General features: G+C 34.1%; 31 protein-coding genes. 12 read left to right on the forward strand and 19 right to left on the reverse strand.

Features of this window, described 5'->3' with window-relative positions:
- Positions 1-37 precede the first annotated feature (37 nt).
- The 11 genes from AC0NBN_RS17455 (at position 38) to AC0NBN_RS17505 (ending at position 9,411) form a co-directional block, all read left to right on the forward strand.
- Positions 38-262, forward strand: coding sequence for a uroporphyrinogen decarboxylase (locus tag AC0NBN_RS17455; protein WP_143882997.1), 225 nt, complete (start codon positions 38-40; stop codon positions 260-262).
- A complete protein-coding gene (locus tag AC0NBN_RS17460) occupies positions 262-1,359 on the forward strand; it encodes a glycosyltransferase family 4 protein (RefSeq protein WP_160813862.1) in 1,098 nt (365 codons plus the stop codon). Before AC0NBN_RS17455 ends, AC0NBN_RS17460 begins: the two co-directional genes overlap by 1 nt.
- 78 nt (positions 1,360-1,437) lie before the next feature.
- Positions 1,438-2,319, forward strand: a complete 882-nt coding sequence (locus AC0NBN_RS17465) for a bestrophin family protein (protein WP_160813863.1) — start codon at positions 1,438-1,440, stop codon at positions 2,317-2,319.
- A 91-nt stretch (positions 2,320-2,410) separates the two neighbouring features.
- Positions 2,411-2,941 (forward strand): RNA methyltransferase, encoded by a 531-nt coding sequence (locus tag AC0NBN_RS17470; protein ID WP_160813864.1) that lies wholly within the window; start codon positions 2,411-2,413, stop codon positions 2,939-2,941.
- A gap of 185 nt (positions 2,942-3,126) precedes the next feature.
- Positions 3,127-3,777: a CBS domain-containing protein gene (locus AC0NBN_RS17475; RefSeq protein WP_160813865.1), complete on the forward strand. Its 651-nt coding sequence runs from the start codon at positions 3,127-3,129 to the stop codon at positions 3,775-3,777.
- 1 nt (position 3,778) lies between these two features.
- Entirely contained in the window at positions 3,779-4,645 is an 867-nt protein-coding gene (locus AC0NBN_RS17480; protein ID WP_160813866.1) for an NAD kinase, read from the forward strand.
- A gap of 72 nt (positions 4,646-4,717) precedes the next feature.
- Complete coding sequence (gene fbaA, locus AC0NBN_RS17485; RefSeq protein WP_160813867.1) at positions 4,718-5,788, forward strand: class II fructose-bisphosphate aldolase; 1,071 nt, start codon at positions 4,718-4,720, stop codon at positions 5,786-5,788.
- Between the two features lie 104 nt (positions 5,789-5,892).
- Positions 5,893-6,747, forward strand: a complete 855-nt coding sequence (accD, locus tag AC0NBN_RS17490) for an acetyl-CoA carboxylase, carboxyltransferase subunit beta (RefSeq protein WP_143882990.1) — start codon at positions 5,893-5,895, stop codon at positions 6,745-6,747.
- Positions 6,748-6,863: 116 nt separating this feature from the next.
- On the forward strand, positions 6,864-7,376 hold the full coding sequence (locus tag AC0NBN_RS17495; RefSeq protein WP_160813868.1) for a DUF6973 domain-containing protein: 513 nt from the start codon (positions 6,864-6,866) through the stop codon (positions 7,374-7,376).
- 148 nt (positions 7,377-7,524) lie between these two features.
- Entirely contained in the window at positions 7,525-8,928 is a 1,404-nt protein-coding gene (locus tag AC0NBN_RS17500; RefSeq protein WP_160813869.1) for a spore maturation protein, read from the forward strand.
- Positions 8,929-9,009: 81 nt separating this feature from the next.
- Positions 9,010-9,411, forward strand: a complete 402-nt coding sequence (locus AC0NBN_RS17505; protein WP_160813870.1) for a hypothetical protein — start codon at positions 9,010-9,012, stop codon at positions 9,409-9,411.
- A 99-nt stretch (positions 9,412-9,510) separates the two neighbouring features.
- On the opposite strand, the gene AC0NBN_RS17510 is transcribed toward AC0NBN_RS17505, so the two are convergent.
- From AC0NBN_RS17510 to AC0NBN_RS17585, 16 genes are all read right to left on the reverse strand, one after another.
- On the reverse strand, positions 9,511-10,362 hold the full coding sequence (locus tag AC0NBN_RS17510; RefSeq protein WP_160813871.1) for a YoaK family protein: 852 nt from the start codon (positions 10,360-10,362) through the stop codon (positions 9,511-9,513).
- Between the two features lie 27 nt (positions 10,363-10,389).
- Entirely contained in the window at positions 10,390-10,887 is a 498-nt protein-coding gene (locus tag AC0NBN_RS17515) for a hypothetical protein (protein WP_160813872.1), read from the reverse strand.
- 167 nt (positions 10,888-11,054) lie between these two features.
- Positions 11,055-12,464 carry a HAMP domain-containing sensor histidine kinase gene (locus tag AC0NBN_RS17520; RefSeq protein ID WP_160813873.1) on the reverse strand — a complete coding sequence of 470 codons (1,410 nt, stop codon included), beginning with the start codon at positions 12,462-12,464 and terminating at the stop codon, positions 11,055-11,057.
- 3 nt (positions 12,465-12,467) lie between these two features.
- Positions 12,468-13,175 carry a response regulator transcription factor gene (locus AC0NBN_RS17525; RefSeq protein WP_160813874.1) on the reverse strand — a complete coding sequence of 236 codons (708 nt, stop codon included), beginning with the start codon at positions 13,173-13,175 and terminating at the stop codon, positions 12,468-12,470.
- A 120-nt stretch (positions 13,176-13,295) separates the two neighbouring features.
- Positions 13,296-14,177, reverse strand: coding sequence for a hypothetical protein (locus AC0NBN_RS17530; protein ID WP_160813875.1), 882 nt, complete (start codon positions 14,175-14,177; stop codon positions 13,296-13,298).
- Positions 14,178-14,187: 10 nt separating this feature from the next.
- Positions 14,188-15,531 (reverse strand): beta-carotene 15,15'-monooxygenase, encoded by a 1,344-nt coding sequence (locus AC0NBN_RS17535; protein ID WP_474468963.1) that lies wholly within the window; start codon positions 15,529-15,531, stop codon positions 14,188-14,190.
- Positions 15,532-15,534: 3 nt separating this feature from the next.
- Positions 15,535-15,942: a hypothetical protein gene (locus AC0NBN_RS17540; protein WP_143883084.1), complete on the reverse strand. Its 408-nt coding sequence runs from the start codon at positions 15,940-15,942 to the stop codon at positions 15,535-15,537.
- Between the two features lie 4 nt (positions 15,943-15,946).
- Positions 15,947-16,309, reverse strand: a complete 363-nt coding sequence (locus AC0NBN_RS17545) for a DUF6804 family protein (protein ID WP_143883085.1) — start codon at positions 16,307-16,309, stop codon at positions 15,947-15,949.
- Positions 16,310-16,311: 2 nt separating this feature from the next.
- Positions 16,312-16,923: a hypothetical protein gene (locus AC0NBN_RS17550; RefSeq protein ID WP_143883086.1), complete on the reverse strand. Its 612-nt coding sequence runs from the start codon at positions 16,921-16,923 to the stop codon at positions 16,312-16,314.
- 12 nt (positions 16,924-16,935) lie between these two features.
- Complete coding sequence (locus tag AC0NBN_RS17555) at positions 16,936-17,238, reverse strand: hypothetical protein (RefSeq protein WP_143883087.1); 303 nt, start codon at positions 17,236-17,238, stop codon at positions 16,936-16,938.
- A 9-nt stretch (positions 17,239-17,247) separates the two neighbouring features.
- The gene (locus AC0NBN_RS17560) at positions 17,248-18,321 is read right to left on the reverse strand and encodes a type I restriction endonuclease (RefSeq protein ID WP_143883088.1); all 1,074 of its coding nucleotides are present in this window, start codon (positions 18,319-18,321) and stop codon (positions 17,248-17,250) included.
- A 10-nt stretch (positions 18,322-18,331) separates the two neighbouring features.
- Positions 18,332-18,664, reverse strand: a complete 333-nt coding sequence (locus tag AC0NBN_RS17565) for a YegP family protein (protein ID WP_143883089.1) — start codon at positions 18,662-18,664, stop codon at positions 18,332-18,334.
- Positions 18,665-18,668: 4 nt separating this feature from the next.
- A complete protein-coding gene (locus AC0NBN_RS17570) occupies positions 18,669-18,818 on the reverse strand; it encodes a hypothetical protein (RefSeq protein WP_185147268.1) in 150 nt (49 codons plus the stop codon).
- 137 nt (positions 18,819-18,955) lie between these two features.
- Positions 18,956-19,621 carry a response regulator gene (locus tag AC0NBN_RS17575; RefSeq protein ID WP_160813877.1) on the reverse strand — a complete coding sequence of 222 codons (666 nt, stop codon included), beginning with the start codon at positions 19,619-19,621 and terminating at the stop codon, positions 18,956-18,958.
- 5 nt (positions 19,622-19,626) lie between these two features.
- On the reverse strand, positions 19,627-21,300 hold the full coding sequence (locus tag AC0NBN_RS17580; RefSeq protein ID WP_160813878.1) for a tetratricopeptide repeat-containing sensor histidine kinase: 1,674 nt from the start codon (positions 21,298-21,300) through the stop codon (positions 19,627-19,629).
- Between the two features lie 59 nt (positions 21,301-21,359).
- A complete protein-coding gene (locus AC0NBN_RS17585) occupies positions 21,360-21,563 on the reverse strand; it encodes a hypothetical protein (RefSeq protein WP_160813879.1) in 204 nt (67 codons plus the stop codon).
- Positions 21,564-21,937: 374 nt separating this feature from the next.
- Here AC0NBN_RS17585 and AC0NBN_RS17590 point away from each other — a divergent pair, with 374 nt between their 5' ends.
- On the forward strand, positions 21,938-22,747 hold the full coding sequence (locus AC0NBN_RS17590; protein ID WP_160813880.1) for a hypothetical protein: 810 nt from the start codon (positions 21,938-21,940) through the stop codon (positions 22,745-22,747).
- Here AC0NBN_RS17590 and AC0NBN_RS17595 read toward each other — a convergent pair.
- The 3 genes from AC0NBN_RS17595 to AC0NBN_RS17605 all read right to left on the reverse strand — a co-directional run.
- Positions 22,738-24,036, reverse strand: a complete 1,299-nt coding sequence (locus AC0NBN_RS17595; RefSeq protein ID WP_160813881.1) for an HlyD family efflux transporter periplasmic adaptor subunit — start codon at positions 24,034-24,036, stop codon at positions 22,738-22,740. The genes AC0NBN_RS17590 and AC0NBN_RS17595 overlap by 10 nt on opposite strands.
- Before the next feature lie 18 nt (positions 24,037-24,054).
- A complete protein-coding gene (locus AC0NBN_RS17600) occupies positions 24,055-24,414 on the reverse strand; it encodes a four helix bundle protein (protein WP_160813882.1) in 360 nt (119 codons plus the stop codon).
- Positions 24,415-24,452: 38 nt separating this feature from the next.
- Positions 24,453-26,357 (reverse strand): peptidase domain-containing ABC transporter (locus tag AC0NBN_RS17605; protein ID WP_160813883.1); only part of this gene is annotated, 1,905 nt, incomplete at its 5' end.

A 26,357-nucleotide genomic window follows, 5' to 3' on the forward strand; every position in this document is an offset into this window, starting at 1 on the left:
TGAAAATGATTAAGTTTGTTGTCCTCAAATTTTCCTCATGAATCCCGAAATTGCTACTTATATCGGTTATGCCGCTTCTTTTTTTATTGTTTTAAGTTTCATTCTTAAAGATTTAACCAAAATAAGAATTGTTAATCTTATCGGCTGCATTTGTTTCGTGGTTTATGGCGTGTTCAGTGGAATGCTTTGGCCGGTTATAATTCCAAACGGAATTATTTGCTTTGTACAAATTTACCACCTGCTGACTGCAAAAAAGAAATAATGGCTCCTAAAAAAGTTCTTGTTTCTGCATTCAGTAACCTTTATACTGATCAGAGAATAGAAAAAGTCTGCAGGACGTTATACGAAAACGGCTATGATATTGAGCTCATCGGAAATGATTGGGGCGGAAACACCAAGATGCACCGTCCTTATCCTTTTTCAAGGATTTCCCTTATCTCAAAAAGTTTAAAAACGGCTTATTTTGAATTTAACTGGAAATTGTATCAACGTCTGAAAACTAAATCGGATCAAAATACGATTCTCCTCGCCAATGATCTGGATGCACTGTTTCCGAATTATTTAATCTCTAAAAAGCTTAATATTCCTCTGGTTTTTGATAGTCATGAAATTTTTTCCGAAATGCCTGCCATTCAGGGCAAAATGTCTCAAAAACTGTGGCGGTATCTTCAGGATAAAATTGTTCCGGAATTAAAATTTATCATGACGGCAAGCGGAAGCTATGGGAAATGGTTTCAGGATCAATATAAAGTTCAGCCGGTTATTGTTCAGAATTCGCCTAGAAAAATAGAGTTTAATATGGAGATTCCGGATAATCAGCCAAAAATATTGTTGTATCAGGGTGCTATTAATCCGTTTCGTGGAGTAGATAAAGCCATTTTGGCAATGCATCATCTTGAAAATGTTATTTTTAAAATTGCCGGTGACGGACCGATGAAAAAAGAGTATGAAGCATTGGTGATTCAGGAAAATCTTCAGGATAAAGTTCAGTTTTTAGGAAAGCTATTGCCGGAGGATTTGCGAAAAGAAACCTTATTGGCAGACTGCGGAATGAGTATTGAAGAAAACGGCGGCGAAAGTTATTACTATTCTTTACCCAATAAAGTTTTAGATTGTATTCAGGCAAGAGTTCCTTTGATTCTTGTACCTTTTCCGGAAATGGAAAATATCAAAAATCAGTTTGATGTGGGCGAAATTATTCATAATCATCAACCGGAATCCATTGCAGAGGCTGTAAAAAAAGTTTTAAATAAAGGCAGAAGAAGCTACCGGACTGAACTGGAAAAAGCAGCAGATTTTTTTTGCTGGGAAAAAGAAGAGCGTAAGATTCTTGATCTGTTTGAAAAAGCGGATTTGTAATAGCAAAGAATTTTAAAATCCGAAACAAATTACACAGGAAAAATTTTATCAATTATCTTTGCAGAAGACTATAATTCTATGAGAGTATATAATACGAAGCATTTTCTGACAATTCTTCTTAGCTTACACAAAAGTGATACTTTAAAGATTCTTTTTCCTACCATGATTTTGATGGCTCTGTACTCTTATGGAATACAATACCTTGAGATAGAATATTTTCACTTAACATCGAAGTCAAAAGTCAGCAATGTAGGAATGATTCATTCTTTACTGGGATTTGTTCTGTCATTACTTCTGGTTTTCAGAACCAATACAGCTTATGACAGGTGGTGGGAAGGCAGGAAGCTTTGGGGGAAACTTGTGAATGATTCCCGCAATTTTGCCATAAAAATTAACACCATTCTTATGGATGACCGACAGTCTGCACATCAGATTGCCAGATATGTGAAATATTTCCCTCACTTTCTTGCAAAACATCTTTCTAAAGAATCTACCAGACTGGCGTTAGACGAAGATTATTCTGAAATTGAAAAGTCATTGACGAACCACGGACCGTCGGATTTAATAGCGCTTCTTTCCCGCAAATTGTATCAACTTAAAAAAGAAGGAAAAATTTCGGATACTGAAATGCTGTTTCTGGATACTCAGCTTTCCGGTTTTCTGGATGTCTGCGGAGGTTGTGAGAGAATTAAAAATACACCGATTCCTTATTCTTACTCATCATTTATCAAAAAGTTTATCATCCTGTACGTTTTGGCATTGCCTGTAGCATATGTTATCAATCTCGGATATTTTATGATTCCGCTTACGGTTTTTGTATATTATGTTCTGATGAGTCTGGAATTGATTGCTGAAGAAATAGAAGACCCTTTTAATAATGATGAAAATGATATTCCTATGGAAGCTATTGCTCAGAATATTGAAAGGAATGTGCATCAGATTATGGGTGGAAATAAATAAATGCAAAGCTGCTTAGCTTATCAACATTAAAGTTTTAAATCCATTTCCAAAGAAAAATTCGTAAATAGTAACAAGAAATAAATCAATTATTTTGGTACATAAATTAAAACTTGAGGAACTCAACAGAATAGATGTAGATACATTTAAAAAGACAGAAAAGATTCCTTTAGTGGTTGTTTTAGATAATGTGAGAAGCATGCACAATGTAGGAGCAGCTTTCAGGACGGCAGATGCATTTCTGGTTGAGAAGATTGTACTTTGCGGGATTACACCACAGCCGCCGCACCGTGAAATTCACAAAGCAGCTTTAGGAGCTACAGAAAGTGTTGACTGGAGTTATGAAAATGATATTAATACAGCAATTAATGATCTGAAAAGCAGCGGTTTTGAGATTCTCGGGATTGAGCAGACCTCGGACAGTAAAATGATTTCGGATTTTGTGATTGATCAGTCTAAAAAATATGCGGTTATTTTAGGAAATGAAGTTGACGGAATCAGTGATGAAGCTCTGGAGAATATTGATGTCTTTCTTGAAATTCCGCAGCTGGGAACCAAGCACTCTTTAAATGTAAGTGTTTGCGGTGGAATCGTGATGTGGGAATTTGCAAAAGCTCTAAAATAAAAAAACTGCTTCTGTCTGAAAGACAGTGCAGTTTGAAATAAATCTAATAAAAAGTAAAAATGAAAGGCGACAAAGGTACACTTTTTTTGTAATCCGACAAATTTTTTATCTGAAAATTTTAAAATGCCGAAAAAAAACTTTATTATTAGGAAACGGTTTCGTTGAATTTTTTATAAATTAGCACAATGTTTATCAAGGACTATATCTCAAAAGATTTTCCGTGTTTTCACCTTACTGACTCTATAGAATCGGCAAAAGAAACAATAGAAGCATTTGGATATACACATATTTTCATCAAAAAATCTCATCATTTTTATGGTGCGATTGCCAGAGACTTCCTATACGAAGAAGAGGGTCTGCTTAAAAATCTGGAACATCAGATTGAGCGCTTTGCCATTCTGGAAGACAACAATATTTTAGACAGTATCCGTCTTTTTTATACTTTTAATGCAAATGTTATCCCTGTGATCAACAAATCTGAAAAATATTTAGGATATATAACCTGTGATGATGTTTTTCAGACACTATCGAGATATCCTCTTTTTTCAGAGACAGGAGCTATTATTACCGTAGAAATTCCTGCAAGAAAATATTCGATGACAGAAATTGCCAATATTGTTGAAAGCAACAACTCAAAATTTTACGGAGGCTTTATCAGCATGATGTCTGATGAGATTGTACAGGTTACGGTAAAGATGAGTAATGAAAATCTGGCTTCCATTGATGCAACATTTGACAGGTACGATTACAGAATTGTAGAAAAATATTATTCTGACGAAAAAACAGATTTGTTGAAAGACCGGTTTGGCTTTTTACAGAAATTTATAGAAATCTAATATGAAGGCAGCCATTTATTCCCAGAAAAAAGATCTTGATACTTTTTTATATTTAAGCAAATTTATTTCCGAACTGGAAAGCAGGGGAGTGAAATCTGTTTTGTATAACGAAATGGCAGAAGCGCTACAGTTTTCAAAGATTTTTGAAACTTTTGCTCACAAACAGGATCTTATTGAGAAAAAAGTAGATTTGTTTTTCACTTTCGGGGGAGACGGCACTATCGTAAACTCACTGACTTTTATTGAAGATCTTGAAATTCCGATTGTTGGGGTTAATACCGGAAGATTAGGTTTTCTGGCAAGTTTTACCAAAGAAGAGGCTTTCAAAGAATTAGATTCTATACTGAAAGGAAATATAAAAACCAGCCGCCGCTCCGTGATTGAAGTGGTATGTCCAAGATCAGACGCTTTTTTCCCTTATGCATTGAACGATGTCACGATTTCCAGAAAAGAAACAACATCCATGGTTACGGTAGATTCTTATATTAATAACGAATTTCTGAATGTTTTCTGGGGTGATGGGGTGATTGTTTCCACTCCTACAGGATCTACTGCTTATTCGTTAAGCTGCGGAGGACCTATCATTTCGCCCAACAATGAAAATTTTGTCATCACGCCAATTGCGCCTCACAATCTTAATGTAAGACCTTTGGTGGTAAATGATAAAGTAGAAATTAAATTTAAAGTTGAAAGCCGCGTTCCACAATATTCTCTTTCATTAGATTCAAGATTAATTCACATTGAAACGGATCAGGAAATTGTTATCAGAAAGGCAGATTTTCAGATTCTGCTGGTACAGCCGGATAATCTCAGCTTCTACGAAACCATCCGCCAGAAGCTTCTGTGGGGTAGAGACAAAAGAAATTAATTATTGATCAAAAAATATTATCTTTACAAGAATTTTTTAAACTAAACTTAAATCTTACATAAAAGCTAAAATATGAGCAGAATTTTCCCGGCAGGAGTTGCCACAGGTCAGTTAGTTACAGATATTTTCCAGTATGCAAAAGAAAATAAATTTGCATTGCCTGCAGTAAACGTAATCGGTTCGAGCAACGTAAACGCTGTAATGGAAACTGCTGCAAAATTAAATTCACCTGTCATTATTCAGTTTTCCAACGGAGGAGCTGCTTACAATGCAGGAAAAGGATTGAGCAATGATGCGCAGAAATCTGCTATTTTGGGAGGTATTGCGGGAGCTAAACATATTCATACTTTGGCTGAAGCTTACGGAGCAACGGTAATTCTTCACACGGACCACGCTGCAAAAAAATTGTTGCCTTGGATTGACGGTTTGATGGAAGCTAACGAAGAGTTCTACAAGCAAACAGGAAAATCACTTTATTCTTCTCACATGCTTGATCTTTCTGAAGAATCATTAGAAGAAAATCTTGAAATTTCAGCAGAATACTTCGAACGAATGGCAAAAATGCAGATGACTTTGGAAGTGGAAATCGGGGTAACCGGTGGTGAAGAGGATGGTGTTGATAATTCTGACGTTGACAATTCTAAATTATATACTCAGCCTGAAGATGTAGCATATACCTACGAAAAACTGAAAGCTATTTCCGATAATTTTACAATTGCAGCTGCTTTCGGAAACGTTCACGGAGTTTATAAGCCAGGTAACGTAGTTTTAACACCGAAAATTTTAGATAATTCTCAGAAATTTGTACAGGAAAAATTCGGAACAGCGGAGAAACCAATCAATTTTGTATTCCACGGTGGTTCAGGTTCTACTTTAGAAGAGATCAGAGAAGCGATTGATTACGGAGTAATTAAGATGAATATTGATACTGACCTTCAGTTTGCGTATACAGAAGGAATCAGAGATTATATGACAGAGAATATCGAATATCTGAAAACTCAGATCGGAAATCCTGACGGAGATGACAAACCAAACAAGAAATTCTACGATCCTAGAGTCTGGATCAGAAAAGGAGAGGAAACTTTCTCTAAAAGACTGGTACAGGCGTTTGAAGATTTAAATAACGTAAATACTTTAAAATAAATTAATTTGAGATTTGAGGTTTGAAATTTGAGACTGTCGGAAACTAAAGTTTTACTGGCAAGCCTGAATTTCAAACTTCAAATCAATAATTTCAAATCAACAATATGGCATTCGACTGGTTTAAAAGAAAAGCACAAAATATTACCACTTCTACAGACGAGAAAAAAGATGTGCCGAAAGGTCTTTGGCATCAGACTCCGTCCGGAAAAGTTGTGGAACACGAGGAACTGAAGAAAAACAACTATGTTTCTCCTGAAGACGGATTTCATGTAAGAATCGGAAGTGCAGAGTTTTTTGAAATCCTTTTTGATGAAAGCAAATTCACTGAGCTGGACGCTAATGTTGAAAGCGTTGATATGCTTAATTTCAAAGACACCAAATCTTATACAGACCGTTTAAAGGAAGTGAAAGCAAAGACAAAGCTTACAGATTCTATCAGAAATGCTGTTGGTGATGTTAACGGAACCAAAATGGTTGTTTCATGTATGGATTTTGCCTTTATCGGAGGATCTTTGGGTTCTGTAATGGGCGAAAAAATCAGAAGAGCGATAGATTACTGTCTGGAGAAAAAACTTCCTTATATGATCATCTGCCAATCTGGTGGAGCAAGGATGCAGGAAGCAACATATTCTTTGATGCAGCTCGCAAAAGTACAGTCAAAACTGGCACAGCTTTCTGAGGCAGGACTTTTGTATATTGCTTATCTTTGTGATCCTACATTCGGAGGAATTACTGCATCTTTCGCAATGACTGCAGATATCATCATGGCAGAACCAAAAGCGCTGATCGGTTTTGCAGGACCAAGAGTAATCCGCGAAACTATCGGTAGAGATTTACCGGAAGGTTTCCAGACCTCAGAATTCTTACAGGAAAAAGGTTTTGTAGATTTCATCGTTAAAAGAACAGAAATAAAAGATAAGGTATCCAAAACCGTAAATTTATTGTCTGCAAAAGCATAAAGTTGAAACCAACTAAAACAGATCTCTCTCAGTTTGGGAGAGATTTTTTGTTTGAGTGTTTTTATCAGTAATTTAATGAAAATTTACCGTCTGCAATAGGCAAATGTCAACAGCTTATGAGAACTTTTAAAGTTATTTTCAATACGATACGGAGCATGAGTTTTAAGAAAATTCTCAGGCTTTTATCTGCTGTTTTGCCACATCCACTATTTTCGGTATTAAGTTTTTATGCCACAGTAAAAGCTTTTTCCATTGCGCAGAAGCTGTATCCTAAAACCGCCTCTAAAAATGGAAGAGGAAACGCCTTTAGACATGCTTTTTGGTGCTGCCTTATTATGATGTACTGCAGCAAAGTGTCATCGCCGGAAAAAGCGTTTAATTTCTGCAAAAAAATTACAGATCTTCACGAAGAATTATTTCCAAATGAGCCTTTGGAAACCAAAATGGATCTGCACAACAATAAAGTCGGGATGGATTATTTCATGGAGCTTTTACCGGGAATTCACCGCCAGTTTTTTGAGAAAAACTTTTTTATTGATGAACTGCAGAAAAAAACGGCGAATGCAAAAGTCTTAAAAAATTTAGACGATGATTTTGAGGGATTTTTGGTGTATTTGGATGAAAAGTAACTTTAATTTTAACGATTAAGAACATATTATTTTAAGTTGAGTTTCGCTTATATTTTTAAATTCTTATTACATCTTAATGGTTCAAAAAAATAAAAGTTTTTTAGGTTTTACTTTAATTTATTATCTTTTCTAAAATTAATTTAATAAAATGGTTCTGAGCAGAATTTGGTCGGCATTTATCATTATTGCAATTGCCGTTGCAAGCGTTAAATATATTTCTTCCGGTCACTATAAGACCATTTTCAATGACATGGTTGTTGGAAAGGGAGGAGATACGGTACGAATTGCAACTCAAGATATGAACGAGTTTTCTCCTGTTATAAAAGATGGTCTCATAAAAAGCAATGATTTTGTACACGACAGGATTCACTATAAAACAGATCCTCTTCAACAAAATGTGCAGGTTTACCGCATTCAGCAAACTGATGGTGTGATTGGAACTTCTGAAACTGCCGTTAAAATTTGTCTGGGACTCATCGGAATTATGGCTCTTTTTATGGGCTTTATGGCTATTGCTGAAAAAGCGGGTGGAATCAATTTATTAAGCAGATTAATTCAGCCTTTTTTCTCACGATTATTTCCCGAGATTCCGAAAAATCATCCTGCTTTCGGACACATGCTGATGAATTTCAGTGCCAATCTTTTGGGATTGGATAATGCCGCAACTCCTTTCGGACTCAAAGCAATGGAGAGTTTACAGACTCTGAATCCGAATAAAGACACCGCAAGCAATTCCCAGATCATGTTTCTTTGTCTGCATGCAGGAGGAATGACCCTAATCCCTGTTTCTATTATTGCGCTGAGAGCTTCTGCGGGGTCAAAAAACCCAACAGATATATTTCTTTATTGTATGATAGCCACATTTGCGGCGACATTGGCAGCAATGATTATTGTATCAATTTACCAGAAAATAAACCTGTTACAGCCTGTACTTTTAGCATACGTCGGCGGAATTTCTCTGCTTGTCGGGCTTCTTGTTGTTTATCTAATGGGTCTCAGCAAAGAAAACCTGGATACTTTCAGCCAAGTTCTGAGCAACGGATTGATCCTATTTATATTTATTTCCATTGTTTTAGGAGCATTGTATAAAAAAATAAATGTGTTTGATGCTTTTATAGATGGTGCTAAAGAAGGATTTACAACGAGTGTGAAAATTATCCCTTATTTAGTAGGAATGTTGATTGCCATTTCTCTTTTGAGAACTTCGGGAGTATTTGAAGTCATTATTGACGGGATGAAGTGGGCTGTAAACGCAGTGAATTTAGATGCAAGATTTGTGGACGGACTTCCAACCGCTTTAATTAAACCTTTATCAGGTTCCGGAGCTCGCGGAATGATGATGGATACGATGGCAACTTTCGGACCCGATAGTTTTCAGGGAAAATTGGCGGCTGTTTTACAGGGAAGCTCAGATACTACATTTTATGTAATTGCTGTTTATTTTGGTGCAGTAGCTGTTAAAAATACCAGATATACCGTTGTTGCCATGCTTTTGGCAGATTTGGTCGGGATTATTACTTCTATTTTGTTAGCGTATCTGTTTTTTGCTTAAATTATGAGAAATAATATTTTTGAGAAATCTGTAGAATTAATCGGTTGGTTTCAGATATTGATAAAATGATAAATACAAAAAATGATTACCGATAAAGAATTCACCTTAAGACTCATACGTCAGTTAACTCAAGCATTGGAAAAACTGATTTTAGACAAGCCTGAAGAAAGTTTAATGCAGAAAGAACTTGATTTTGATTCTTTAATGAAAGACATCTTCAAGTTTGATTTTGTAATGCTTTCTTCAAAATCGAAAGAAGAGATTATTGAAATCGTTCAGGAAAGGCAAGAGCGTGACCATAAAGATTATTATGAAATGCTGGGAAACCTTTTCTATTATAACGGAAAAGTCCTCAATAACAATGATTTTTTAGAAAAGGCAAAAGATTTTTATGAGCTTTATCTTAAAACAAGTGGTATTTTTGCACTTCCGATTATCAACAGAATCAGCGAGATAAAAAAAGCACTTGAAGTTACAAATTAAGTTGTCATCAGTGAAAGAAAATAAAAAAAGCTCCCATCATTTTTCAATAATGGAAGCCAAACTAAGTAAACTATGATTGTCTTGTGTTTAAAAAATTCATTACGTCATTTTTTCTTCTAAAACGAGTTTAGATTTTTCTGTCCTTTTTCTTTCAATTTTTTCACCGTTTCCATGTATTTTATCGTACAGAAAGGCCAATGGATTAGGCTTTTTGTATATTTTGGAATATCTGTATTGCGTATTAAAATGTCTTACATGAATTTTATAAAAATCATATCCAATTACGACAACAAGACAGGTGCTGATTACATAAAACACACTGAATTCCAGATAATAATATGTAAGACCTGAGAAAACGGCTCCCAAAACATAAGAAATCATGATGCTGACCAGCAGTTTTGCTCTTGCCTTAAGCTCGGGATTTTTCCTGTATCTTTTCTGAGTAAACATAGACGCTAAAATTCCTAGATCAGTGGTCGTTCCGGTAAGGTGGGTTGTTTTTACCAAAAAATTGGAGATACTCGCCGTTAAACCATTCTGAAGACCTGTTGCAAACAACATAAGCGCTACCATAACCTGTGCTTCTTCTATGGTTTTCTGATAGTAAAGATGTCCGTAAATTCCTACTGTCAAGAGACAGATAATTTCTAGAACGAGTGGAAATGCGTGGGCAAAATATTTACTTTTTTTATTGAAATTAATGACCGAAAAGTTAGCAGTAAAACTTCCGAAAAAGAAAAGAAAAATCCATGCTCCTATTACAGCTACCTGTGTCCAGTTTCCTTTGCTTATTTCTGCTGAAAAAACAGCATAATGTCCTGTAACATTGGATGTAAAAGACAAAAAAATAAGCAGTGAGGCAACATTTATAGTTCCTGCCGTAAAGGCGGTCAGCGTTCCCAGTCTTATATTGTCTCCCAACGTTCTGCTGTTACTATAATTCCTTAACATTTTTTTAAATTTAAAAGTGAGTTTGTATTAAACTTCTGCGAAAACTTCCGCAAGCCTGCCTTTTTCAGGCATTACTTTAGGAGTTTCCAGTACCAGCTCGAAAGAAGGCAGCTCTTTGCATTTTCTGATATAAGGAGCCAGATCAAACTTTCCTTTTGTATTCCTGTTTTTCAGTGACGGAGAATAATAAGCTTCTGTGATATTTTCCGCTTTCACATAATTGTTGAAGGCTCTTTGCATGCTTCCGGTAAAAATGTCGCATACGATTTTATCTACCAGATGAGAATATTTGTTGGCAATAATAGCATAAGCTTCACAAAACTCTTGAGCTCTTATTTTGTTGAAAACGGTAGACTTTGTATTGAATAGCAGATCTCTGATAGAATCTCCCATGTCATAACCAGATACCATGAGAATTTTGTACTTCGTATCCTGTTCAGCGTTATTTTTTTCTTTAAGTACTTTTTTTAAAATATTTAATGATTCAAGAGAATAATCTGTTGCTATTAAAATGGTTGTGCTCATATCTTTCAGATTTAGAAGTGTAACATTTTTGATATTACAAAACTATCGCTGCCAAATTAAAAGCTCTTTGGAAAGAAATTAAAATGTAATTAAAGAGATTAAAATGAGATTAGAATTGATGTTAGTTTTAAAAAACGTATTTATTCTAAGTGAAAAATTGAACTGAATTAAGAATTTTCTTCCTTTTTTAAAATTCCGTAAATGGTGGGAAATCGCATTTGTACTGTAGTTCCTTCGTTTTCCTGTGAGCTTACCAAAAGTTCGCCATTGTGCATTCTTACGATATTTCTGGCAAGCGGAAGACCAATTCCGTAACCTTCATAGTTTCGGGTATTTGAAGCTCTGAAGAAAGGATCATAAATTTTGTTCATTTCAGATTCAGGAATCCCGATTCCAATATCTTTTACGATGATATACAGGTCGGTATCTGTAGCACCTAAAGAAACCTTTACTTTTTGAAAATCAGAGTATTTGCAGCCATTGCTGATGATGTTGGCTACTGCGAGATGAAGCAGTTGCTCATTCCCCTGAACTTTCAGTTTTTTAGGATTATCCGGAAGCATGCTGATATCAAGGTAAATATTATTCCTGGAATCTATTTTCCTTAATGTTTCAATGACATCCCATAGAAGCTGATCCATTCTTACACGATCTATTTTCTGAATTTTTCCGTCAAAACCCGTCTGTGCAATGAGAAGAAGCGCTTTTATTTTTTTATCTAATTTTTCGGCTTCATCTAATATGATACCCAGTGTTTCTTTATATTCTTCGGCAGTACGGTTGATGGAAAGTGCAACATCGGCTTCTCCCATAATGGAAGTAAGGGGCGTTCGCAGCTCATGAGAAACATTTCCGATAAGATGATTTTGTGTTTCAAAGGAGGTTTCTATTCTGGTCAGCATGGTGTTGAAAGTTTCTACCAGTTCGTTAAGTTCTTTGTTTCCCGGTTGAGGTTCCAGCCTTAGATGAAGATTTTCGGAGCTGATTTCTTTTACCTTCCCTGTAATTTTTAAAATAGGCTTAAAAAGTGTTTTAGAAAGATAAAAAGAAAAAATCATGCTGAAGAATATTGAGAGAATCATACACGTAATTAATGTACGTTTCAGAAAACCAAGATAATGAACTACATAATGGTTTTTAGCAGAAGCAATAGCAATATAATCTTTGTTGCGGTGTTTAAAAGACTGACCGATGTAATAGAACTCCGAGTCATTAAAGTTGGCTTCACCTTTTTTCAGAATATTTTTGAAAAAGGAGCTTGGAATATGTATTTTATTGGAAATGTCTGTGAAGTTGGAATCAGAAGGAACTGCAAAAACATAGTCTCTTTCCATGGGCAGCTCCTCATCGTTGTTGCTGTTGAGTACATAGTTTTCCGGCAGATCCAGAAGATCTTTGTTTTTCTCTATCTGAACAATTGTTGTCGTTCTGATTTTAAGTAACTCATAGAACCTCTGATGTGAAAAATTAACGATAGAAAAGTAAACCGAACCTCCAAAAATGAGAATGACGGTTGTAAAAACAGCCATCAGAAGAATCATCGTTTTGGTTTGATTGGTAATTACTCTATTAAACATATTTTAAGGTTTTTTCAGCACATACCCCATTCCTATTACCGTATGTATGAGTTTTTTATCTTCCTGATTATCAATTTTTTTCCGCAGATAATTTACGTATACATCTACCACATTGGTTCCCAACTCATAGTTTACTCCCCATACAGCATCTAAAATTTCTGCTCTTGAAATTACTTTTTCCGGATTATTGAGAAAATAAATAAGGAGTTTGTATTCTGTGGAGGTAAGAGAAACTTCTTCACCTGCACGGGTTACTTTTTTGGTATAATCGTTTACGATAAGATCAGAAAACTGATAAATATGTTTACTGTCGGCGCTTTCTTCCGGAATTTCTTCCACTTTTCCTGAACTGCTTCTTCTGAGAAGTGATTTGATCCTTGCCACAAGTTCAATAAATTTAAAGGGCTTTACCAGATAATCATCACCACCATTTTCAAGCCCCAAAACAATATTTTCTGAAGTTCCTAATGCCGTAAGAAATAGAATAGGAACGCTTTTGTTGGTTTTCCGGATTTCTTTGCAGACTTCCAGGCCATTCATCTCCGGAAGCATGATATCTAAGATGACAAGATCAAAATCGTTTTCCTGCACAAGATTTACTCCGGTGCGACCGTCGAAAGCCACAGAAATTTCGTAACCTTTTTCCTGAAGTCCTTTTTTTATAAAAGAAACAACGCTGGTTTCATCTTCAATCAGAACAATTTTTTTCATAATGCAACGAGTTTCACAAAAATAGGGAAAAGAATATTAATAGATTTATCAATAAAAAACAAAAAAGACGAAGAAAACTTCGCCTTTAGAATGAATAATATATAGAAGAGTGTTTTTAGTTTACCCCGAAATTGCTTTCAAAATAATAGGTTCTAAATTGGATGGCAAATCTGCCGATTTTATCTGATATTTTTTTATTTTCATTTCTTTAAACCAGTTTTCCCAGTATTCTTTGATGACACCTTCTTCGAATGGATTGCCTTTTTCTGGATTTATTCCCAAAACGATTACTTCAAGATTACTCAGATTTTCATTGGCTTTTACAAAACCCAGCTTGTTTTTTTCAATTGTAGTTTTGAAATTAGAATCTGTAAGATTATTTGCTTTTATCAATTTTGAAGTTAAATAAGAGGTTTTCTGTTCCTGTGAAAATTTTGAATCGTCATGATACATATAACCATCAGTCAAAATAAAGAGGATATTTCTTCGGTCATCTTTTATACAATAATCTTTCACTTTATTTCTGAAAAACTCCCAGATATCTGAGCCGACATAATTTCCGTCGTGAATGGCTGACTGATAAATACTTAAAGGTAATTCTGAATATCTTTTTTCAACAGTTGTAAAGTAATCTTTTGTTATATTTTTATCAAAAGAAACCTTTAGTTGTTTAGTAAATTCATTCATTTTCGGATCTGAAGGTTCCGGATTGAAGAAAACCTGCATCTGATCGTTGAGCTGAATTACTTTTTTGCTTTTAATGTGATCCAAAAATCCTTTTTCTATCGCTTTGATGTATTCTGTATCCCTCTGGAAATATTCCATCGTAGGATTGGGATTTTTTTCTGGATCTATTCTATCGGAAAGATCGATTAATACACTTACATTCAGATTTTTTGCCGAGTTATCTGGCGTAACTGGATTTTCTGAAACTTTTTCCTTCGGTTTTCCGCATTGGATAAAAAATACAGAAGCTGTAATGATGTAGAATATTTTTTTCATAATTAAAATTTTAAAGAACAGACATATAAACAGAGTTTTGACTGTCAGAATTTGCACCAACTTTATTGAGATTATAATTGTATTGTTTTTTACATTCTTCAATCATATCCTGTTTTACCGGGTAGGAAACGGCAAGCTTTTCACCGATAAACGTAATCCATCCCTGCATATATTCCGAAGCATATGATTTATAATCTTTGGTGGGAATGATAACCCCATCAATGATATTCTGCAATTCTTCCACCCTTCCTTTGGCTTTGGCAATCAGTTCTTTAATGCTTCCTATGCTGTTTCTTATCTCTTCCTTTTGTTTTTCAAAGTCAACAATTTTTTCTTGGTGTACTAAGATATTTTTTTGTCTTATTATCTGTTCATTTTTAATTTTATCTTTCTCTTTATGCTCTTTCATTACAAAATCAAACACAAGTCCCCAAATGATATACACGATAAATCCTGCGAAAATAATTCCCCAGAACTGATTTTTTGTAAACGCAACAGATAGATCGAATGGAGCAGAGCTGAAAGTCTTGCTTAGTTCGTAAAGTTTTGACTCAATTTCGTACGCCAGAATAGCATCGAAAACGAATGTAATAATGAATAGCAAGGCAATTTTTGAATAATTGATCCAGTTTTTATTCTCTCCAAACATATGAATCAAATATCCCAGACCCAAAAATACAAAAGGAATTAATGTTACAAAAGCACCTTCCAACGGACCTTCTTCCCATGCTTTATTGAAAGCCTGTGCATCTAGAACGCTTTGAATAATATTGCCGTTGGCATCAAAATTTTTGAAAAATGCAGAGTAAGATGTTGAAATATAAAATGTAAACAGGTATAAACTGATAGGTAAAAGCAGAAAAAGACCGATCCAGAATTTTGTAGAAGCCCCTTTTGTGGCTTTTACGCTATATGCTTCCGGATTTCTGGGCAGATCATTAATTTCAAATTTAATAGTTTCAATTATACTCTGCACATTTTTAATTTCTCCATCAATATTAACCAGTTTTTCCTCTTTATTATCTAAAGAAACGGTTAAACCTTTAATTTCGGTTTCCTTGTTTTTCTGCTCATTCAGATAAGGTTCTTTGAGCTTGTTCTGCTTATCAACAAGTTCTTTTTCTTCGTTTTGAAATTTGGAGTAAATGGCATCCAGACAGATGGATAAAGCAGTATGGTTGCCACTATTTCGAGAGCTGTCTCTGTAACCGGATTCATGATAAGTACGCTTTCTGCTTTCTTCACTGGCTTCTTCTGACAGCTTTTCGGTCTGAGCCGCAGATGTTATATTTTCTTCTGATGAAACGGGCTTCAGCCGAAAAAGATTCTTAATATTCGAGGTCATGGTGTTCATGATTTAATTATTTAAGGCATTAATAATTTCAGTTTTGGTTTTTCCGTTTTTTACCGCTTCAATGAAATAATCTACAATGTCATTTACATTTTCTTCCAAAAAGCCAAACATTAATACATATTTCTGAAGCGCAGAATACTCATTGGGACTTACTATTCCATCTGCCCAGATCATTGCAGTAAGATCATAGAGATATTCTACTTTTTCGTCAAGATTTTCAGGGATTAAGTTTTTGGAATTGATAGGATTAAGAAGAATTTCGTCTAGATTTTTTTGTGAAATTCCTCTTTCTTCTGCAGATTTATACAACATTTTCAGTTCAAGCGGACTAAAATCTTCGTCGCATATCGCCATTTGATACAATCTTAAAAAATGTGCTTTAAGATTTTCAGGTATTTGTGTGGTTTCCATATTTTTATTTAATTATTCTGTCTCTGGTTCGAGGGATTTCTATGTGATTAGTATTGATGGTTTCTGGTTCTTTTGTTTTTTTCTTCGGGATTAGCGTGTAGAAATAGTAGAGTAATAAAAGTCCTACAATGCAGTCTATGATAATCCAAAATGGCTTTAAATAAAGGTAAATCGGCACAATTGGATTGAAAAGAATAAAGATTAAAACAAAAGTGATAAACCAAAATCTTCTGCTTCTGAATTCATTCACAATAATGACAAATGCCATGAATGAAACGATGATCCGAAGAAAAGTGTAATAGCCAATCGGTAAATCGATAATGCCGATAAAACAGCATAGTGAAGCTATGATGATGAGGTATTTCATGGTTATTTTAGTTTTACTGCCTCAATTTTTTTAATTAAATAATTAGGAAGTACTTTGTCATAGGAACTTACATATCTAAAACTTCTACTGATTTTGTCTTTACTGATTCTCCATCCATAATTTGAAACTAAGTCTAAAGCGTCTTGAGGAGTTAAATTATTTTTATTGAAAGAATGATTTACCTCATCAAATGCCCAATCATCAATTATGTTTTTTGAAATAGGGCAAATATCTATGACCTTATCATTGTAATAGAGAACTGATAAATAAATAATATTACCATCTTCCGTCTCAAAATCAGAATTTTGAATAGAAATTAAATTTGATTTCTCAATTCTATCTCCATTATAATTAGATGTAGAAGCTAAATAGTCACCAGAAGATGTTTTTTTAGATTTAGAGTAGCTTTCATCAGAACTTGATGAATAAGATGGTGAGCTTTGATAACTACTGGATGAATAGCTGCTTCCTGAATTGTAACTTCTTGTATGTGGTCTTACATAAGTTCCATCTTTTCTTGTATAGCCTTTTACACTTGTAGTTCTTCTTTGTGCTTCAATTTGTGTAAGAAAAGAAAATGAGAAAATTATTAAAAGTAAAAATTTGAGTTTCATAATTATTTTTTATTAGTTACAATTAGAACAATACGATCTGTCTACATATTCTTTACTATTTCCGGAATAGTAATAACAACCTCCTCTCGGACCAACAATTAATTCGTGCCCGTTGTAAGTACAACCTCTTTTTGCTGTTGATCTTGATCTTTTCGCTTTGCTTCTTTTACTTTTTGCGCTTTTTCTGCTTTTCTTTTTCTTTCCTTTGGAGAAAGACACTTCTTTTGCTGAAGCTGTGCTGTTATCAGAAGCTGAAATAGCTGTAGGTAATAATAAGGCTAAACCTAAAAGGCTTGTAAGTAGTAATTTTTTCATAGTGATTGTTTAAATGTTATAATTTTCTAAAGTCTGATGAAGCTGATTTCTGAAATTGTAGATTTCATCGAGATTATTGAGCAAAACTTTTTCTCCCGCTTCTTTTCCGTTGTGAAACGTTTCCAGATACTTGTTTGCCGTGTTGAAATGAAATCTGCAAAGTGGCTTTCTGTTGTTGTCATCGAGCAGAACTCCGAAATACGACAGCGTGTCTCTGTGTGCAATTCTTTCAGATGGAATTTTTTCCCGCAAGATGGCTTTTACAATTTGAAAAGCTTCCAGTTCTTCTTCTGTGGTAACGATTTTAGATTCGTTGTTGTCGTCAATAGGAGAAGAGGTGACTATTTTTTCTTCCTGCTTTTCTATTTGTTCGTTGATGCTTAATGCCGATTTTAATCTAAAACTAATAGATTCGTTGATGGATGTTGTCAACGCTTTTTTAGTATATTCTTTAAAGGCAATCATTCGGTTTGCGATAAGTGGCTTATTGAAAAATCGGCTGACCAACATTTTTACCATTTCGTCGGAAGGATTTTCAATTTCTTTTTCAAATTCTTTTCGAATGGCTTTTATGTATTTTAATGCTTCTGCAGAATCTAAAATAGTTTCAAGATTGTACTCTTTCTTGGTAAAGCTTTCCAGAATTTTGATAGAACTGTCTTTGATGTCTTCAATATTAATGGTAAAGAAAGGTTTTTCGTCCATAATATTCGGTTTCTCCAAATCTGTGTAAAAATTATAGACAATTCCGTTGGTAAGAACTCCAAACCTGGATTTTGAAACATGAAAATAACGGTGAAGCTGAGAATTGTGAGCATCGGCATTTTCTTTCCAGTGTTTGCATTCGATGATAATAATGGGTTCGTCATTTTTCTTGATGACATAGTCTATTTTCTCCCCTTTTTTCGTTCCAATGTCACAGATGTGTTCCGGAATAACCTCTGTCGGATTAAAAATATCATATCCCAAAATCTGAATAAAAGGCATTACAAAAGCATTCTTTGTGGCTTCTTCTGTTCCGATCTGATCTTTCAGTCCAACAACTTTTTGATGCAGCTGTTCTAGTTTTATTTTAAGATCCATGGTTTTTGGTTTAAATGGTTTCGTCAACAGTTTCTGCTGTCGGAGCGTTGGCTTTTACTGATGCAATCCCGGTTTCCATAGCAGATTTTGAACTGTAATACTGACTTTTACCTATGATTTCTCCGTTTCTTGCTTTCAGCACAAAATAATCTTTGTTGTTAACGGTCATTCGTCTGTCGTATCTGGAATCGTCCTGCGAATTGTTTTTCACAGATTCTATCCCTTTAAGACAAGATGATTTCTGAACGCAGCCTTCACTCATTAAAATTATTTCTCCGTTGCCGGCTTTCAGATTAAACTGATACTCGTTGTTTACTCTTTGAGTGATTACAAATTTTCCCATGATTTTAGTTTTTGCAGCCGTTTTTATCGCATGTTATTTTATCGGAAGTATTTGTCCAGTGGTCTGAATGAACATTTGTATTGGTTCCACAACCAGTTGTTCCTCCTTTTTGCCCTTTATGTACAATTTCTGTTGGTGTATGTTTTACATTCATAATAAATATTTTTTTAAATTGTTTTTAATACTCCAAAAGTATAACCCTTTCAAAACCAATCCTTACGGGAAACCGTAAAACTAAAAAACCTTTCAAAAAAATTGAAAGGTTTCGTAAATGTTTTAATGAAAATGAGATTAAATAATTCCCCAATCTTTGCAAAGAGCAATCAGTTGTTCGTTATTACCTACTCCTAAAGATTCTTTCATATTGTTGAGACATTTTTCTACACTGCTCAAGCTGGATGGTTTGATGTTGTTTTCCTTCAAATATTCGGGGATGTTTTTCTGCATCATGCCTTCTGAAAGTAATTTTACAAGAATAATTTCAAATCTTGTGAAATCGTAAGAGTTTTTCGTTTTTATCGAATTTTTAATATTGGTTGAAATATATTTTTGATTATTAAAGACAGCTTTTATAGCTTGTTTTAGTTCTTTAAGATCTTCCCGACCTTTGGAAACGAAACCATTGATTTCGTGTGTTTTGAATAGGTCGTCAACAATTTCGGCTCTGTCTTCTATTGAGAAAGCGATGATTTTGATAGTTGGAGATTCATTTTTGATCATATTGATTAAATCTCGACCATTCGTTATATTTTGTTCTCTGTGATCACTTACAAACGAAAGATCGGTAATCAGCAGATCATAAGGTTTTTTTTCACGAATACTTTTTTTGATCTTCATAAATGCATCGTCGCAATACTGAACATTATCTATGATTTCAATTTTTAATTCTTCAAGGGCTTTTTGTACAGAGGAGTTGTAGCTCTCGAAATCTTCTGCTATCAGTGTTTTTTTAAACATAATTATTAATTTTTTGCTGGAAATGAAAGGGTGATTTTCAAACCATTTTCTGTTTTCGTGTCAAAATTAATTGTTCCACCAATAGAATTTATACGGGATTCCGTATTTTGTATACCATTTTTTGGAGAAAATTCCGAAATTCCTATTCCGTTATCAGAATATACAATATTAATCAAGTCATTTTCACGTGAAAAATCAAGAAGAACTTTATCTGCTTTGCTATGTTTTTTCATATTAGTCATCAGTTCCTGTAAAATATAAAAAACTTCAACCTTCGAATGATCTCCAACATCTTCCCACAAAGATTCTTCGTTACCAATAATCGGAACTTTGATATTTTCTGATGAGTAAGATTTTAGCATTTGAGATAAATGTTGTGAAAAATTGTGCTCGAGAGCGACATCATTTTTATCATAAGATATGTCTCTCGAAATCTGATAAATCCCATCAAGTTTATACAGCAAAACTTCTTTGTTCATATTTTCAGTATTCTCTAATTCAGACATGACATGATAAACTTTGTTGGCTACTTTATCATGTACTTTTTTAGAATACCGAAGCTCTGTGTTTTTTACCTCGAGCTCTTTTTCTTTTTCTTTTTCAATTTTTATACTCTTTTTTCGTTTTTCATTCCAGAAGTGTCCTATGATTAGTGTTATGATTAAAATTCCTAAGCCAAAACTCAGATAAATTATGTTAATTTCATTCTCAGCATCTCTAAGCTTTAAATTTTTATTCTCAGCATCTTTTTGTTCTACATCATACCTTATCACAGCAAACTGATTTTTAGCTTTGTTTCTTGATGTTTGCGTGCTATCATTTATTGCGGTTAATCTTTTAAAGTACTTTAAATAATTTGGTTTATCAAGCATTATAAGTCTTTGTAAAGCATTTATTTGATCTTCAGGTTTTTTTATTTTTTCTGAAGTTTCAAGAAGTTTGTATGAATAAAGTAATGATTTTTCAGCATTTTTTTCTAAGTAATAATCTGCCAGTGTTGAAAAGCTTGAATTTTGTCCTTCAATATCCTTGTTATTTTGCCTAATTATTAAAGCTTTATTTAATTCTGGTAATGGATTATAATTTTGATCATCAAGAAACTTAGCTCGGGCAATATTGTTAAGAACTTTTGCATAAATCAAGCTATCTTTTGTAAAAATCGCTAATTCCAGATACTTTTTAGCTTCTTTGTATTGACCCAAAAGTATAAGTGCATCTCCAATATTGTTATTATATATGTATCTATTTTCGGCATCATTTGAAAACTGTAAAGTTTTTTTGTAATAAGCAACAGACTCTTCATAGTTTTTCAAAAAGGATGATGAAATTGCCATATTATTATAATTGGCGGCTAAAGTGCTTTTTACAGTGCTATCGCTCTCATTCCGTAGTAATTTATCAGCTTCTAATGATGTTTCGATACTTCCGTAAAAATCCCCATTATTACACTGAATGATTGCCATATTTACTAACGATTTACTTGCTCCAGTGGAATCGTTAATCTTGACATAATCATTTTTAGCGAGATTAAAGTAATAAAATGCAGAGTCTGAAATATTTTCATTTTGAAAATATTTTGCTTTTTCGTAAAGTTTTGTTGGATATACTTCATCTCTTGTTTCTATTTTGTTACAAGAATAGAAGATTAATAATATTATAACTAGGTAATTTGGTCTCATAAATTAGTTTTTATGCAAATTAACAAAAAAGGACAGATAAATCTGTCCTTCATAAAATGTTAAGGTCTAGGAGGTGGAGTTTGTCCAGTATTTCCAGTTACCGGTCCACCGTTTCCGTCTCCAGGATCAGTCCCCGTTCCCGGATCAAAGCCCGTTCCTGGGTTGTTTTGAGTGGTTACTGTATTTCCATTATTACAATTTGTTGTGTTTGCTGTATTGTTTCCGAATGCTAAGCCAAGTAGCATTAAAAGTAATTGAATCATTTTGTCAAAAAATTTATTGTTAAAGCATTCGTGTTCTTCCCTGCGAAACAGATCGCAGATAGTGTTACACGATTAAAAAAATTGAAGCGCTTCTAAATTTTTTGGGAAGTGAACCTTCAAAAACGGAAGAGAAACATCTGCTTCCCAACCCGGAGTTTTCTTCCGTTTTATCAGGTGGTTTAGAAATCAGGTTTGTTTTTTTATTTTTTTTGTCCCTGATTTCTTTTACAAATATCTGGTAGATATGCTGAAATCTAAGGACAGTATACGGACAGCAGAATAGTTGATAAATGTTTGATTTTTACGGTTTTCCGTAAGTTCTGTGTCCGATTTTTGTCTAATTTGGACAGCAAATAACTAATACCTGAAAAATTATGTGTGAGAAGAAAAGATTTTTAGTGAAAACCGTGTTTGAAAAAGCTAAAAATGAGATACCTCGTGGAAATAAAAGTTCTGTTGCATCTTATCTCAGTTCGCTTTTTGAAGATCGATACGGTTTTGAAAGAGAGGAAAGAGCTTACATAAGATATTATACCAGTTTAGTAGAAAAAAATGAAGATTATAATATTGATGATCTTGCTCTGGATTACCTAAGTAAATATCTTAAGTATAATGACTTCAAAGATTTCTGTGATAAAGTGAACATAGAAAATGATGATTTAAAAACCTTTTCATTAAGCTTTAATGATATATCCGAAAAAATTCATCAAATATTTATCACGGTGACTCCAACTGTTTTGTTGCCTGATTTTATGAAGAAAAATGGAATGGGTATTTTAGAAATGACTTTTGTATTGCTACTCGTTACAGGAGGTGTGGTTTTCTCTAATAATAAAAGTAAACATATTGACCTGATTGGAGAGTGTGGTTCTCCCGCTGTTGATAAACCTTTTATGTATTGGAATAAAGATAGATATATGGCAACTGACAGTAGCTATCTTGGACCGCAAATTAATGTGATCCCAATGAATCCTGGTACGTTTACATATCTTAAAAAAATTACAAGACCAGATACCCTCAATATTAATAATTTTAAAGGGAAAGTCTGGTATGATAAAAGTAATAATAGAGTGGATTTCTTTACGAGTTTTGGACGACATCCTGAGAATGGGAAAACTTTAAAAGAAGCCACTGATCGTATTATTGAAAACTATGCAGGATCAGATAATGAAAATCAGGACTGATACCCCAACAATTTCCTGATCTGATAAAAAAATCGTTCTATTAATCTTAAATCCTGTGTAATAATTTCTGCATTTTCGCGGAGTTCCTTGTCGAACTTAAGGGTTTTATTGTAAGAAGTTTGCAAGCCTTTCGGAAGAACCACATCTACATAATAATTTCCTTTGTCATCGGGTATAAGAGAGATATTCTGTACTTTTCCTTCGATGATTCCGTATTCCTGAAAACGGTAATTATCCAGTTTGATCAGAACTTTTTCTCCCGCAATTATTTTTCCTGAATTAACAGCAGGAACAGACATTCTCCCCACCAATTGCTCGGTGTGATCTGGCAAAATAGAGATGATGGGATCTCCGGCTTTTACAAACTGATTTTCACCAAAAAACTGCTGAAAGCTCGCCATTCCGGTAGTAGAAGAAACGATGAGATACGTCTGTTCCCATTGCTTAAGAGATTTTCTGAGATTTTCAAAAAGCTGTAAAGTCTGCGAAGAATAGGTAATTTTATCCTTTTCTGTATTGATGGCGGTTCCGCTTTTTGTTTTATTAAGATTGGTTATGTTTTCCTGTAACTGTGACAAAGAAATATTGATGTTCTCGAGGTTTTGCTGAGCCTGCAGGAATTTTATTTTTTCATTTTCCAGCTCCATCGCTGCAATAACTCCCTGATTGAATAATTCCTGAGAACGCTGATAATTTTTTTTGGTAAGCTCGTATTTTGTAATCTCCAGATTTTTCTGCTGCATTAAATTAGCAATTCTTATTCTCGCTTCTGTCATGCTTTGATTGGCAGCAAGGTTTTCCGGAGCATACGGTTGTAATCTGGTGAATAGATTTTCGTCCTGAAAAGCTTTCGCAAAACTATTGTAATCACCCTGCAGTTCGCCCAGTTTGAAATTGGAAACTTTACTCAACGGGAATGAAAGCAGCTCGTCAGATTTTATGGAATCAACAATTGTCTTAAGTTCCAAAACATCCTGATAGTTTGCGGTAGACTGTAAAACCATCATTACATCACCTTTTTTTACTTTCTGATGATCTTTAATAAAGATTTTTTCTATTTTTGAATTACTTCTCGCTTCAATTTTTTCCGGCGGATTCTGGGAGGTAACAATAATCGGAGCCGGAACAAACTCTGGATATTTGATGATGTAACTCATCACCATAATCATGATCAAAATAATAAAAATAACCGTGTTTCCCCATCTGATCATCCAATGAGGAGGCTGTGTAAGAATATCCTGAACGCTTTCTGAGCGGAGTTCTATGTTATCTAAAATATCTTGCTTCATGTAATTACAAATTTTCAATTACGAATTACGACTTTTAATCGTAATCTGAATTTTACCTATTATTCTTAAAATTTCTTCACATAGACTCAACATTTCCGTAGCGTCTTCATCACTAATATAATTACTATCTTTTAGCAATCGCAACCAATAATGAGTTTCTCTCGCTTCTTTATATGAAATTGAAATTTTTGATAAAAAATCTCTTTCGCTTTGTGCACCTATAGTTTCTTCTACATTAGCTCCGATAGAAGTGCTGCTTCTCAGAAATTGTTTTGATAAAACATACTCTTTATTTTCTGAAGTTATTTTTTTATAAAGTGAAATAGATTTCAACGCAAAATCATAACTTTTTCTTTGTATAATGTTGTCTTTTATCATTTGTTATCGTAATTCGTAATTTGAAATTCGTAATTATTTTAATTACCCAGTTCCAACTGATTTTTAACGAGTCTGTAATATTCACCTTTTAAAGTAACCAATTCCGCATGATTACCTTCTTCTACCACTTTACCTTTATCTAAAACAATAATTTTATCAGCATGTTTCACGGTTGATAATCTGTGTGCAATCACAATTGCCGTTTTGCCTTTGAAGAACTGTTCAAGATTTTCCATGATTACTTTTTCGTTGTTGGCATCCAAAGCACTTGTAGCTTCATCAAAGAAAATGTATTCCGGAGATTTATACACTGCTCTTGCAATGAACAGTCTTTGTTTTTGTCCGCCACTGATCCCAACTCCTTCGTTTCCGATTTTCGTATTGTAGCTTAATGGCAATTCTTCAATGAAATCTTTAATATTGGCAATTTCTACTGCTTTTTTCAGTTTATTTTTATCTACATAATCTTCTCCTACCGCAATATTATTGGCAATGGTGTCATTGAATACATAACCTTCCTGCATCACAACACCGCATTGATCTCTCCAGAATCTTGGAGAAATATTCTTCATCTGAGTATTACCGATTTTTATTTCCCCTTCATTGGGTTCATAAAATTTCATTAAAAGTTTTAGCAATGTAGTTTTTCCGCTTCCGCTGGCTCCAACGATGGCGGTTGTTTTTTGGTATGGAATATTTAGGCTTAAATTTTCAAAAACGAACTGGTCAGAACCAATATATCTGAAAGACATATTGTTGATTTCAATATCTTTTTCAGGAATCTCATTGGCATATTGTTCGTTTTTATTTTCTTCATCTTCTTTATCATGAATTTCGCCTAATCTTTCTAATGAAATCTTGGCATCCTGCGTTTGTTTAATAAAATCAATTAATTGTAAAAGAGGACTGTTGAGCTGTCCAATAATATATTGAACCGAAAGCATCATCCCCAAAGTAAGATTTCCTTCCAAAACCAATTTAGCAGAAAGAAAACTCACCAGAATATCTTTCATCTGATTGATGAAATTTCCGCCAACCGATTGCCATTGCTCTAACGAAAGCGATTTTATTCTCAATTTAAACAATTTGACTTGCAAAAACTCCCAATCCCAGCGTTTTTGCTTTTCCGCATTGTGCATTTTGATTTCCTGCATACCATTGATGAGTTCAATCACTTTACTTTGTTCCTGAGAAACCTGTGAGAATCTTTTATAGTCGAGTTCTTTTCTTTTGTTAAGAAAAAAAGTAATCCATCCGACATACAAAACAGCTCCAACCAAATAGACAACAAACAGCCTGTAATCATAAAACAGCAAAACAATGCTGAAAATAATCAGGTTGACCAATGAAAACAAAGTGTTGAGCGAAGAGTTGGTCAAAAGCTGCTCAATCCTGTGATGATCGTTGATTCTCTGCATAATATCTCCGGTCATTCTTGTATCAAAGAAACTAATCGGAAGTTTCATCAGTTTTATGAAGAAATCCGAAATGATAGAGATGTTAATTCTTGTAGAAAGATGCAGTAAGATCCAGCTTCGGATGACTTCAATCCCCATTCTGCCGAGAAAAAGCATAACTTGAGCAAGTAAAACCAGATATATAAAATTCAGATCCTGATTCTGAATTCCGACATCCACAATACTTTGGGTAAGAAAAGGCAAAATAAGCGACAGTAAACTTCCTGCAAGTAAGCCTACTGCCAACTGAAAAATAAGCGATTTATATTTAAGAAGATATTTTGAAAGAAAAGAAAAACTTGCTTTGCTTTCCTCAGCGTCAAATTCAGTCTGAAAAAAAGCGGGGGTGGTTTCCAGAATAAGAGCAATACCTTCTTCCGTATTTTCATTAGCGTTTTCACCGATCCAGAATTTGATAAATTCTTCTCTTGTGTAGGTTATCAATCCATAACTTGGATCAGAGATATAAACCCAAATTCCGCAATA

The sequence above is a fragment of the Chryseobacterium sp. L12 genome, assembly GCF_056133985.1.

What these genes read in the sequence shown, in the direction of transcription:
- AC0NBN_RS17455 (WP_143882997.1), top strand. Translation starts at nt 38, where the DNA reads ATGAATCCCGAAATTGCTACTTATATCGGTTATGCCGCTTCTTTTTTT.
- AC0NBN_RS17460 (WP_160813862.1), top strand. Translation starts at nt 262, where the DNA reads ATGGCTCCTAAAAAAGTTCTTGTTTCTGCATTCAGTAACCTTTATACT.
- AC0NBN_RS17465 (WP_160813863.1), top strand. Translation starts at nt 1,438, where the DNA reads ATGAGAGTATATAATACGAAGCATTTTCTGACAATTCTTCTTAGCTTA.
- AC0NBN_RS17475 (WP_160813865.1), top strand. Translation starts at nt 3,127, where the DNA reads ATGTTTATCAAGGACTATATCTCAAAAGATTTTCCGTGTTTTCACCTT.
- AC0NBN_RS17480 (WP_160813866.1), top strand. Translation starts at nt 3,779, where the DNA reads ATGAAGGCAGCCATTTATTCCCAGAAAAAAGATCTTGATACTTTTTTA.
- fbaA (WP_160813867.1), top strand. Translation starts at nt 4,718, where the DNA reads ATGAGCAGAATTTTCCCGGCAGGAGTTGCCACAGGTCAGTTAGTTACA.
- accD (WP_143882990.1), top strand. Translation starts at nt 5,893, where the DNA reads ATGGCATTCGACTGGTTTAAAAGAAAAGCACAAAATATTACCACTTCT.
- AC0NBN_RS17495 (WP_160813868.1), top strand. Translation starts at nt 6,864, where the DNA reads ATGAGAACTTTTAAAGTTATTTTCAATACGATACGGAGCATGAGTTTT.
- AC0NBN_RS17500 (WP_160813869.1), top strand. Translation starts at nt 7,525, where the DNA reads ATGGTTCTGAGCAGAATTTGGTCGGCATTTATCATTATTGCAATTGCC.
- AC0NBN_RS17505 (WP_160813870.1), top strand. Translation starts at nt 9,010, where the DNA reads ATGATTACCGATAAAGAATTCACCTTAAGACTCATACGTCAGTTAACT.
- AC0NBN_RS17510 (WP_160813871.1), bottom strand. Translation starts at nt 10,362, where the DNA reads ATGTTAAGGAATTATAGTAACAGCAGAACGTTGGGAGACAATATAAGA.
- AC0NBN_RS17515 (WP_160813872.1), bottom strand. Translation starts at nt 10,887, where the DNA reads ATGAGCACAACCATTTTAATAGCAACAGATTATTCTCTTGAATCATTA.
- AC0NBN_RS17520 (WP_160813873.1), bottom strand. Translation starts at nt 12,464, where the DNA reads ATGTTTAATAGAGTAATTACCAATCAAACCAAAACGATGATTCTTCTG.
- AC0NBN_RS17525 (WP_160813874.1), bottom strand. Translation starts at nt 13,175, where the DNA reads ATGAAAAAAATTGTTCTGATTGAAGATGAAACCAGCGTTGTTTCTTTT.
- AC0NBN_RS17530 (WP_160813875.1), bottom strand. Translation starts at nt 14,177, where the DNA reads ATGAAAAAAATATTCTACATCATTACAGCTTCTGTATTTTTTATCCAA.
- AC0NBN_RS17535 (WP_474468963.1), bottom strand. Translation starts at nt 15,531, where the DNA reads ATGAACACCATGACCTCGAATATTAAGAATCTTTTTCGGCTGAAGCCC.
- AC0NBN_RS17540 (WP_143883084.1), bottom strand. Translation starts at nt 15,942, where the DNA reads ATGGAAACCACACAAATACCTGAAAATCTTAAAGCACATTTTTTAAGA.
- AC0NBN_RS17545 (WP_143883085.1), bottom strand. Translation starts at nt 16,309, where the DNA reads ATGAAATACCTCATCATCATAGCTTCACTATGCTGTTTTATCGGCATT.
- AC0NBN_RS17550 (WP_143883086.1), bottom strand. Translation starts at nt 16,923, where the DNA reads ATGAAACTCAAATTTTTACTTTTAATAATTTTCTCATTTTCTTTTCTT.
- AC0NBN_RS17555 (WP_143883087.1), bottom strand. Translation starts at nt 17,238, where the DNA reads ATGAAAAAATTACTACTTACAAGCCTTTTAGGTTTAGCCTTATTATTA.
- AC0NBN_RS17560 (WP_143883088.1), bottom strand. Translation starts at nt 18,321, where the DNA reads ATGGATCTTAAAATAAAACTAGAACAGCTGCATCAAAAAGTTGTTGGA.
- AC0NBN_RS17565 (WP_143883089.1), bottom strand. Translation starts at nt 18,664, where the DNA reads ATGGGAAAATTTGTAATCACTCAAAGAGTAAACAACGAGTATCAGTTT.
- AC0NBN_RS17570 (WP_185147268.1), bottom strand. Translation starts at nt 18,818, where the DNA reads ATGAATGTAAAACATACACCAACAGAAATTGTACATAAAGGGCAAAAA.
- AC0NBN_RS17575 (WP_160813877.1), bottom strand. Translation starts at nt 19,621, where the DNA reads ATGTTTAAAAAAACACTGATAGCAGAAGATTTCGAGAGCTACAACTCC.
- AC0NBN_RS17580 (WP_160813878.1), bottom strand. Translation starts at nt 21,300, where the DNA reads ATGAGACCAAATTACCTAGTTATAATATTATTAATCTTCTATTCTTGT.
- AC0NBN_RS17585 (WP_160813879.1), bottom strand. Translation starts at nt 21,563, where the DNA reads ATGATTCAATTACTTTTAATGCTACTTGGCTTAGCATTCGGAAACAAT.
- AC0NBN_RS17590 (WP_160813880.1), top strand. Translation starts at nt 21,938, where the DNA reads ATGTGTGAGAAGAAAAGATTTTTAGTGAAAACCGTGTTTGAAAAAGCT.
- AC0NBN_RS17595 (WP_160813881.1), bottom strand. Translation starts at nt 24,036, where the DNA reads ATGAAGCAAGATATTTTAGATAACATAGAACTCCGCTCAGAAAGCGTT.
- AC0NBN_RS17600 (WP_160813882.1), bottom strand. Translation starts at nt 24,414, where the DNA reads ATGATAAAAGACAACATTATACAAAGAAAAAGTTATGATTTTGCGTTG.